The sequence below is a fragment of the Aeribacillus sp. FSL K6-1121 genome (assembly GCF_038003725.1).
Taxonomy (GTDB): domain Bacteria; phylum Bacillota; class Bacilli; order Bacillales; family Aeribacillaceae; genus Aeribacillus; species Aeribacillus composti.
Map to the genome: position 1 here is coordinate 39,757 of NZ_JBBOPS010000002.1, position 7,687 is coordinate 47,443.

Annotated in this window: 8 protein-coding genes and 1 pseudogene; 5 read left to right on the plus strand and 4 right to left on the minus strand. The window is 38.4% G+C overall.

Annotated features, from left to right (window positions below):
• Window positions 1-165: 165 nt before the first annotated feature.
• Together NSQ61_RS19865 and NSQ61_RS19870 are read left to right on the plus strand one after the other, a co-directional pair.
• Window positions 166-1,230, plus strand: coding sequence for a ParM/StbA family protein (locus NSQ61_RS19865; RefSeq protein WP_340808272.1), 1,065 nt, complete (start codon window positions 166-168; stop codon window positions 1,228-1,230).
• Window positions 1,217-1,474: a hypothetical protein gene (locus NSQ61_RS19870; RefSeq protein WP_340808275.1), complete on the plus strand. Its 258-nt coding sequence runs from the start codon at window positions 1,217-1,219 to the stop codon at window positions 1,472-1,474. Before NSQ61_RS19865 ends, NSQ61_RS19870 begins: the two co-directional genes overlap by 14 nt.
• Before the next feature lie 21 nt (window positions 1,475-1,495).
• Here NSQ61_RS19870 and NSQ61_RS19875 read toward each other — a convergent pair whose 3' ends face one another.
• The 3 genes from NSQ61_RS19875 to NSQ61_RS19885 all read right to left on the minus strand — a co-directional run bounded on the left by NSQ61_RS19875 (window position 1,496) and on the right by NSQ61_RS19885 (window position 2,918).
• Window positions 1,496-2,059, minus strand: a complete 564-nt coding sequence (locus NSQ61_RS19875) for a hypothetical protein (protein ID WP_340808277.1) — start codon at window positions 2,057-2,059, stop codon at window positions 1,496-1,498.
• Between the two features lie 129 nt (window positions 2,060-2,188).
• Window positions 2,189-2,458 (minus strand): helix-turn-helix domain-containing protein, encoded by a 270-nt coding sequence (locus NSQ61_RS19880; protein WP_340808278.1) that lies wholly within the window; start codon window positions 2,456-2,458, stop codon window positions 2,189-2,191.
• Between the two features lie 91 nt (window positions 2,459-2,549).
• The gene (locus tag NSQ61_RS19885; RefSeq protein WP_340808280.1) at window positions 2,550-2,918 is read right to left on the minus strand and encodes a type II toxin-antitoxin system RelE/ParE family toxin; all 369 of its coding nucleotides are present in this window, start codon (window positions 2,916-2,918) and stop codon (window positions 2,550-2,552) included.
• Window positions 2,919-3,637: 719 nt separating this feature from the next.
• Between NSQ61_RS19885 and NSQ61_RS19890 the strand changes: the two genes are divergently transcribed.
• From NSQ61_RS19890 to NSQ61_RS19900, 3 genes and pseudogenes are all read left to right on the plus strand, one after another.
• On the plus strand, window positions 3,638-4,570 hold the full coding sequence (locus NSQ61_RS19890) for a hypothetical protein (RefSeq protein WP_340808282.1): 933 nt from the start codon (window positions 3,638-3,640) through the stop codon (window positions 4,568-4,570).
• A 52-nt stretch (window positions 4,571-4,622) separates the two neighbouring features.
• Window positions 4,623-5,411 (plus strand): MmcB family DNA repair protein, encoded by a 789-nt coding sequence (locus tag NSQ61_RS19895; RefSeq protein ID WP_340808284.1) that lies wholly within the window; start codon window positions 4,623-4,625, stop codon window positions 5,409-5,411.
• Between the two features lie 222 nt (window positions 5,412-5,633).
• A pseudogene (locus tag NSQ61_RS19900) lies at window positions 5,634-5,882 on the plus strand (recombinase family protein); the annotation flags it as partial.
• A gap of 152 nt (window positions 5,883-6,034) precedes the next feature.
• Here NSQ61_RS19900 and NSQ61_RS19905 read toward each other — a convergent pair.
• A complete protein-coding gene (locus NSQ61_RS19905) occupies window positions 6,035-7,264 on the minus strand; it encodes an IS110 family transposase (protein ID WP_027725928.1) in 1,230 nt (409 codons plus the stop codon).
• Window positions 7,265-7,687: the final 423 nt, after the last annotated feature.

Genomic DNA, 7,687 nt, shown 5'->3' on the forward strand with positions numbered 1-7,687 from the left:
GCATTAATTAATACGGTAAAATTAACGGTTTATTAAAAAAACATCTTGACTATACGTATATATTACCGTATTATTTGTCGTATAGTCAAGATATTACGGTTTATATTCCGTATTAATTCACGTATTATCTTAATTTACAAATTGAAAGAGAAGGGATGAATTTTAATGGAATTATTCGCATTGGACTTAGGGAACAAACAAGTCAAAATAAAGTCAGCCAAAAAAACGAAGGTGCTGCCAAGTAGGTTTGTTGAAGCTTCCCAATACGGAAACAGAAATTTGCTTAGATTTGCAAAATCCGAGAAAGATGTTCGTGATTTCATTTCGAGTAAAGACGACTTTACTTATGTATGGGGAACGGAACTGGATGAAGATGTTGTTGATATTGTAGTGGACACAATCGGCTTTGGTTCTGCGCGTTATTCTAGTAGAGAATTTAAACTGTTAGCCGATTTTGCATTAGCGGAATTGGCTCTAGACTTTCCAGACGCTCAAGACGGAATACTTGAGGTTGCTGTTGTAACAGGTGTTCCAACAAGCGACTACACTCAAGAATCAGCCCTTGAAAAAATTAAAAAAGCTTTAAAGGGAGACCATAATGTTACAGTTGATGAGAAATCATTGAATATTCGTGTAAAGAAATTATTTGTATTACCGCAGCCGATCGGAACCGTTATTAACGTTGTCACAGATGAAGAAGGTATTTTAAAAGATACCCCTCTTTTAAATGCCAATATAGGAGTTGTTGACATAGGTGGGGGTACAGTTTTAATTGATGCGCTTAAAAAAATGAATATGGTTGATGATAGACGAAACCAGTTATCTCAAGGTGCCTACACTCTTTATGAGACGGTAAAAAAACATTTAACAGCAAAAGGGTATACTATTAGTGAATATGAAGTGGAAAAAGTTATAAGAGATGGGAATGATCAAGGGAAATACTTGTGGTCTCCGGATGGGATACAAAAGATCGACATAACTGATATTGTTATGGAGCAACGAAAAATCTTCACTAGAAACATCTCAAGTGCTATTAAAACTACATATAAAGGTTTTGGCCGTATGCAAAAGATTTTAGTTACAGGTGGAGCTGCAAATCTTTTGATTAAAAAATTATTCGATGATGAAATAGGTATCGCTGAATATATGGATAACAGCGAATTGGCTAATGTGTTGGGTTTTTATAAATACGGATTAATGGAAGGAATTGGTCAAGATGAACAACAATGAGCCATTTAAAAAACGAGTAGAAATTGTTTTTGGTGAAAGCGATCGAGACATTTGGGAATGGCTAGAAGGAAAAAAGAGAAAAGCTACTTTCATAAAAAAAATGCTGCGTGAGCAAAAAATTAAAGAGGAAGTGGAACGTAAGATAAATAAAGAAGAAGAGGAAGTGGAACGCAAAATTAATAATACTACTTATAAATATAAAAAAAGAACTAATGGTTTTATTGGTATTGGGAAAGAGTTCTAAAAAGATAAAGACAGCTCATTTTCAATTAGCTGTCTTTTTTTTTATTTTGAAGAATCTACTCCAAAAAGATTCTTTCTTTTTTGCCTCGAGGCTCGCCTTTAATGAAGCTGTTAGTAGCTTATCATGCTCATCAAGCCTTTTATTTATATATTGCTTTTGCTGATCCAAACGACGTAAAAGTTCTTCATTAAATTTTTCTTGCTTTTTCATGTATTCTTCCTGCGTTCTTATGTGTTCTAACAGTTGCTGATTTATCCTCTCATTAGAACGTTCATTAGAACGGTTGAAATCACGCCGTTCTACTGGAACGATATCCGTTCTTTCCTGGAACGGACCTTTTCCGAATCTATCTACAACGATTCTTGCTGCGTCATCCAATTGCATATTGTGATTTTGGACTAGTTGCTGAAAGTGTTTGAGTGTAATTAAATCGCTATCTACAAATAAACGCTGTTCTCTGTCGTTCCTAAAGAACTTATATCCGTTCTTTTCAAGAGCTAGACACCATTTTCTAAGTGTACTATTACCGATTCCCAATGTTACACTAATCTCTTTTGTGCTATAAGCTTTTTCAATGTTTTCCAACTTATGTAACTCCTTTCTTATGCGTTACAGTAAACGTTCTACATGCTATAATCCTTCTCCTTCTTTAAATGATATAAAAAAAATCCACCCTTGGATAAATTAGGGTGGATTTTTTGTTTAGACATATGTTTAGACATAAGTACAAGCTTCTTCATCTACCAAAGCTAATTTTAAGCCGAGTGCTCTTGCAATCTTCTCGAGTGTATCCAATCGCGGAATCACTGCTTCTCGCTCGAGTCGTGCAATAGCTGACTGCTTTAATCCGGCTTTTTTCGCTAAATCACTTTGCGTCAGACCCATTTGTTTTCTACGTGCTATGAGTTGGGCGACAATTTCGATCTGTTCTAGTTCCTCCCTATCAATTGCAGTTATTTCTTTTTTATATTCTTCCCAATTCATTAACGGCACCTCCGTAATCCTATACTTTATAAATTTTTAAGTAATCTTCATTCATCCAGAGGGTATGCACCCCCCTGGATAAATGAGTGTGTTATAACCGATTTTTCCCATTCTTGATCCAATCAGCCATTTCTTTGATCGCTTTGTCTATCTCTTTTTGTGGCGTTTTTTGAGTAGTCTTTCGACAGGTATGTAACAAAACAATTTTGTTACCATCCCATCCGAAAAAGAAAACTCTATAATCTTTTGGACGAAGCTCCCAAATTCCATTTCCTATATATCGAGTGTATGGAAGACCTGCCCTTGTTCCGGATTGAACTAATACTTCTATATACAAAATAAATTTTTTGTACAGTTGTTTTGCTTGTTTGTTCGTTTTGGCTTTAGATTGGAGTTTGTCAAGGAAATCTTTTACAGGAGAACGGCCACGGTTATCTTGATAAAAGATTACTTCATACATATTATGTCCTCCACAGAGAATTGATAACACTTTTGATATTATTATAACAAAAATGTTATAAAAACACAAAAGAAATGTTGTGAATCACAACAAAACATGTTTTAATTGTTGTAAATCACAACCGTGATTGTGTGGTAATTGTAATAAAGAAATAGATGTTTCAATGGAAATTGAATACAGCGATCAATAAACGAATTTTTTTGTAGCCCAGACTGTGTTACAAACAGATACTTCGAATATATGGGGAGTTCCTTTTTTGATGTGACAGATAAAGAGAGTGATGACCAGAAGTACTAAGAAATAAGGTTTTGATTTTGATTATTGGGCTAAATGGGAAGAATTTTGGATGGTATTGTATTGCAAAAAAGTTTTTAAATCAATCAAAATTTTGATTGTACATTTCATCTAATAGAGTTAAAATAAAAAATAACTTAATAATGTTCGGAAAAAGAAAAAGAGCCTTAAAGCGTGTATAAGGATGCTGCCAACATCCTTATACCGTGTTCGTCGTGTCCACCCCACGACAAACACTTGCCTCAAGACTCTTTTGAAATCTTTCACTCTATTCTTTAATTTTAATGCATAGATGAAAGTATTTCAAGAGGTTAAATATTGTCATTTTATTATGTTGAGCGCTTGTTTGTCGTACCCAAAACACGAAAACACGACAGGCAGGCGCTTTTTCCTTTTCCTAAATAGTAAATAGGAGGAGGAGAATAATGACACAGAGAAAAGAAAGTTATAGAAACGTAAGAAAAGAGAAATACACACAAATTTCCAATTCACTTTTAAACGATAAAGAAGCAACGCTGCAAGCAAAAGGGTTGCTGTCCATTTTCTTGTCTAATACAAAAGATTGGGAAATACATATGAAAGAAATTATTAGTCGTTCTAAAAATGGCCGTGATGCTCATTACAAAGTTATAAACGAGTTGATCGAATTAGGGTATTTCGCAAGAATTCAAGTCGTTGGTAAACACTTTGAAGAAATGATTTATCTTTTTTCAGATGAAAAAGAGGATGTTGCAAATGAAATAGAAAATCTAAAAAAATGGGCAGAAGAGAACGGGAAGACTTTACTTATTGAGTACAAAACCGTGAAAACCGTGAAAAAAAGAAAAAGAGAAAAAGCTGTGGATTCAAACGAAAACCCGTTTCCTGAAAATCAGGATACGGAAACAACGAATACGGAAAACAAGGATAATAATAATACTAAGACTAATAATCCTAAGAAGAAAGTTAATAATAATAATAATAATATATATATAAATTATGATGATGATAAGCGAATTTCTTCTAATAACGAAGAAATTTCGCCTATTTCTCATAACGATGAAATGATTAATTTAATCATTAGCAATTTTAGAGAAGCTACTAAGGACGAATTATCTGAACGAAGCTTTAAAGCTGTTGTCCGGAAAGTTATAGATAAATATAATCAAGGAAAAGTTAACTCCTTTAGGGATTACCTTGCAACAGCACTAGCAAATAAAATTTACGATCTGGAATTACGCCGAGCAAAAGATAAAGCAAGAGAAAATTTAAAAACAGCCAAAGAACAACTGATTCAAGAGAAAATTCAGAAGCTAGAACAACTAGAAAAGAAGCCATATGTAAGAAGAGTACCACTTTACAATTGGCTGGAAGATTAATGATTTGTTTAAACTGCGGAAAGTTGGTCGTTATTGAGAACGGAAAGATTGATTGGAATTTGGAAAACGGAATGTTATTCGCTATGATGAAAACGATTATGTCTACTATATTTGTGACTTAGATGGGCTAGTTATTTCGTATGAAAAACGTGTTAAGCAGGGAAAGAAATGTCTATGGGATTACGATATTGATATTAATCGGATTAGGGGAGATATATTTTCGATTCCGAAAGATGGCCGTTATCGACTTCCAACCGGTTTAGCCGAAGACTTACAATCTGAATTGAAACGGCTGCAGAAGGAATTGAAGCGTATTAGAAATGAACAGAAAGAGATTGAAAATGAGTTGAAGAATCTCAAGAAAAGCACGATAAAGACTTATATGGAGTCGGTAGAAGCTTCTAATACGTTGTCTGTTAAAGAATTGAAAAGGCATGGGGAGCTTCAAAATAAAGCTATGAAATGGCTTTATCAGCAAGGATATGTCGTAGCAAGTGAATGGACGCTGCCGAATGGCCGGCGTGCGGATGTGGTTGGATTTAATGAAAATGGGAGAATTGTGATTATTGAAGTAAAGGTATCGCAAGTTGATTTTCTTCAAGATCATAAGTGGAGGACGTATTTAGATTATTGTGATGAATTTTACTTTCTTTTACATGATGATGCTGTTAAAGCATTTTGGAAGATACCGGAGCATCCGCAATGCGGATTGTTGTCAGAACATAGACAGGGCTTAGAGATACGGAACCTAGATCAACTTCAGCACAATATCCAGAAAAGAGAAGAACTATTATTTAATATCTCGCGCTCATTGGCCAAAAAGATAGTGTACGGTTATTAGTGCTCCGTGCACTTTTACTTATATGTAACAAATAGCATGCCTTACCTCTCCTAATCAAGGGAGGGGAACCATGCTATTTTTTATATTCTCTATATGATTTATTTAGACATTTAGTATCATAACTTTTAAGTTTTGACCCCGATTCATGAGTGTAGTAATATCAGTATATAAAGAAGTGTCATAACTTAGTGTCATAAATTGGGCTGATAGGAGGCTACACTCATGAAATATGGCTATGCGAGGGTATCAACTGTTTATCAAGATTTGGAAGCTCAAATACAGGCGCTGGAAAAAGAAGGATGTGACATAATCTATAAAGAAAAGTTTACTGGAACAAAAAAAGATCGACCGGAGTTCCAAAAACTGTTAAGCGTATTGGAAGAAGGAGATACTTTAGTTGTAACTAAGCTAGATAGGTTCGCAAGATCTACTACAGATGCTATTCAAACAGTTAAAGAACTGTTTGATAAAGTCCTGCGGTAATATGTCAAGGTGAAAAATCATAGAAATTGGAAATTCCCTTGTCCGATGATCCGAAAAAAGGCAATACTGAAGAAACCCAGTATTGGTACATGTAATAAACTGGGTCTAAAGGTTGATATTGGTATACCAGATCGATCCTCTTATCGATCTTCCCCCTTTCTTGGCGTGTAGATTTGACCGTTGCGTAGCAGCGCATCGATCACACGCACGAGTTTTCTAGCGGTGAGGACGAGGGCTCGTTTATGTTGGTGTTTGGGCACTTCCTCATACTTCTTCCGGTAGTACGCACGAAACGTCGCATCATGCCGTTGCACCGAGTTGGCAGCCTCCACTAGGTAGTAACGGAGATAGCGATTGCCGGAACGAATGAGGGAGGTGTCCTCGGCTTGAAAACGGCCCGATTGGTGCTTGGACCATGTCAAGCCGGCATATTTTGCCAAGGCGGCCTGGTTGTGAAACCGCTCGATTTGCCCGATTTCGGCCAGGATGCCTGCGGTATAAACCGGTCCGATGCCTGGGATGGTTTGCAGTGTGTTCGGAATGCCTTCAAGATGGCGGGTAATGGCTTTATCGAGCTCTTTGAGCTGCGATTGCAGGCTGCGGATTGATTGAATCGACAGCCCTAACAGCAAGTCGATGGAATCCTCGACACACTTGGACAACCGATACGACGAACGGGCCGCCTTTTGAATCGACTTGGCGATGCATTCCGGATCGGCAAAGCGATTGCGCCCTTTTTGGCGCAGGAAGTCGGCCAACTGCTTGACATCCATTTGGCAGATGTCATCGAGGCTCCACGACTCAAGCAGCAGTTCGAGAATGGCATGTCCGAAGATCGAACTGTCCACCTCTTGGGTAAAGGAACTGCATTTGTAAAACAAGTGCTGGAGAAAATACTGTTTCTCACGGGTTAACTGGTGGACGAGATGATATCGCATGCGTGTCAGTCGCTGAAGCGCGAGAAACTGCTCCTTGAGGACAGCCGTCATCTTCAGACGGCCGAAGCGAAGCCGATCCGCAATGATCCAAGCATCGATGTCATCCGTTTTCTCCAAGTCGACATAGGCTTCTTTAAACTTGCGAATGAGCTTTGGATTGATCGTAAACACCTTGACGTTCCAAGCCTGCAAGGCCTCCTGCTGGTGGAAAAACATAGCTGGATGCCAACTGTAGACCGAGGTGGCTTCCATCCCGATCAGAATTTCGGTTGGCTTTCGCTTGTTAGCCCACAGGAGGATTTGATCCCGAAGGAAGGTGGCGCCCAGAAGATGATTATCCACTTTGAAGCGTGCGCACGTATTTCCTTCATGATCCATAATGCAGGTGGCTAAGTCGCGTGAGCTCACGTCGATCCCGACGTAGAGTTTCATGAGATCACCTCCTATTGTTGTAGGATCGAGGGGTAGGACTCTTCGGGATGCCCCCGGATCGCGCCTGTTGACCAGTCACCCTCGCATATGAGAACTCACGTTGGACCATGGGCTGCCCTGGAAGCTGCTCCTTCCAGCATGGGGAAAACCAACGGGAACAGCCTGCGGGTTAGACGTCCAAACAGGGGCCGAGGAGACAGACTTTACAAGTAGTCAAAGCTACAGGAGTGAGAAGAGTATCCCCGATGATCCTAAGACCATTATCCAGGAACATTGCGAAAAGTCCAACCCCGGTACGCTCAACCCTTTGTGGGAGGGGCGCGCCCCTCCCACAAAGGCAACCACCCAAGATATGCGATTGTCAAGGAGCGTATCGGACTGGAAATTCGATAAAAAAACTTTCTGAAACTTAGTATACGAGGA

Coding starts and splice junctions, on each gene's coding strand:
- NSQ61_RS19865 (WP_340808272.1), top strand. CDS start 166: ATGGAATTATTCGCATTGGACTTAGGGAACAAACAAGTCAAAATAAAG.
- NSQ61_RS19905 (WP_027725928.1), bottom strand. CDS start 7,264: ATGAAACTCTACGTCGGGATCGACGTGAGCTCACGCGACTTAGCCACC.
- NSQ61_RS19870 (WP_340808275.1), top strand. CDS start 1,217: ATGAACAACAATGAGCCATTTAAAAAACGAGTAGAAATTGTTTTTGGT.
- NSQ61_RS19890 (WP_340808282.1), top strand. CDS start 3,638: ATGACACAGAGAAAAGAAAGTTATAGAAACGTAAGAAAAGAGAAATAC.
- NSQ61_RS19885 (WP_340808280.1), bottom strand. CDS start 2,918: ATGTATGAAGTAATCTTTTATCAAGATAACCGTGGCCGTTCTCCTGTA.
- NSQ61_RS19880 (WP_340808278.1), bottom strand. CDS start 2,458: ATGAATTGGGAAGAATATAAAAAAGAAATAACTGCAATTGATAGGGAG.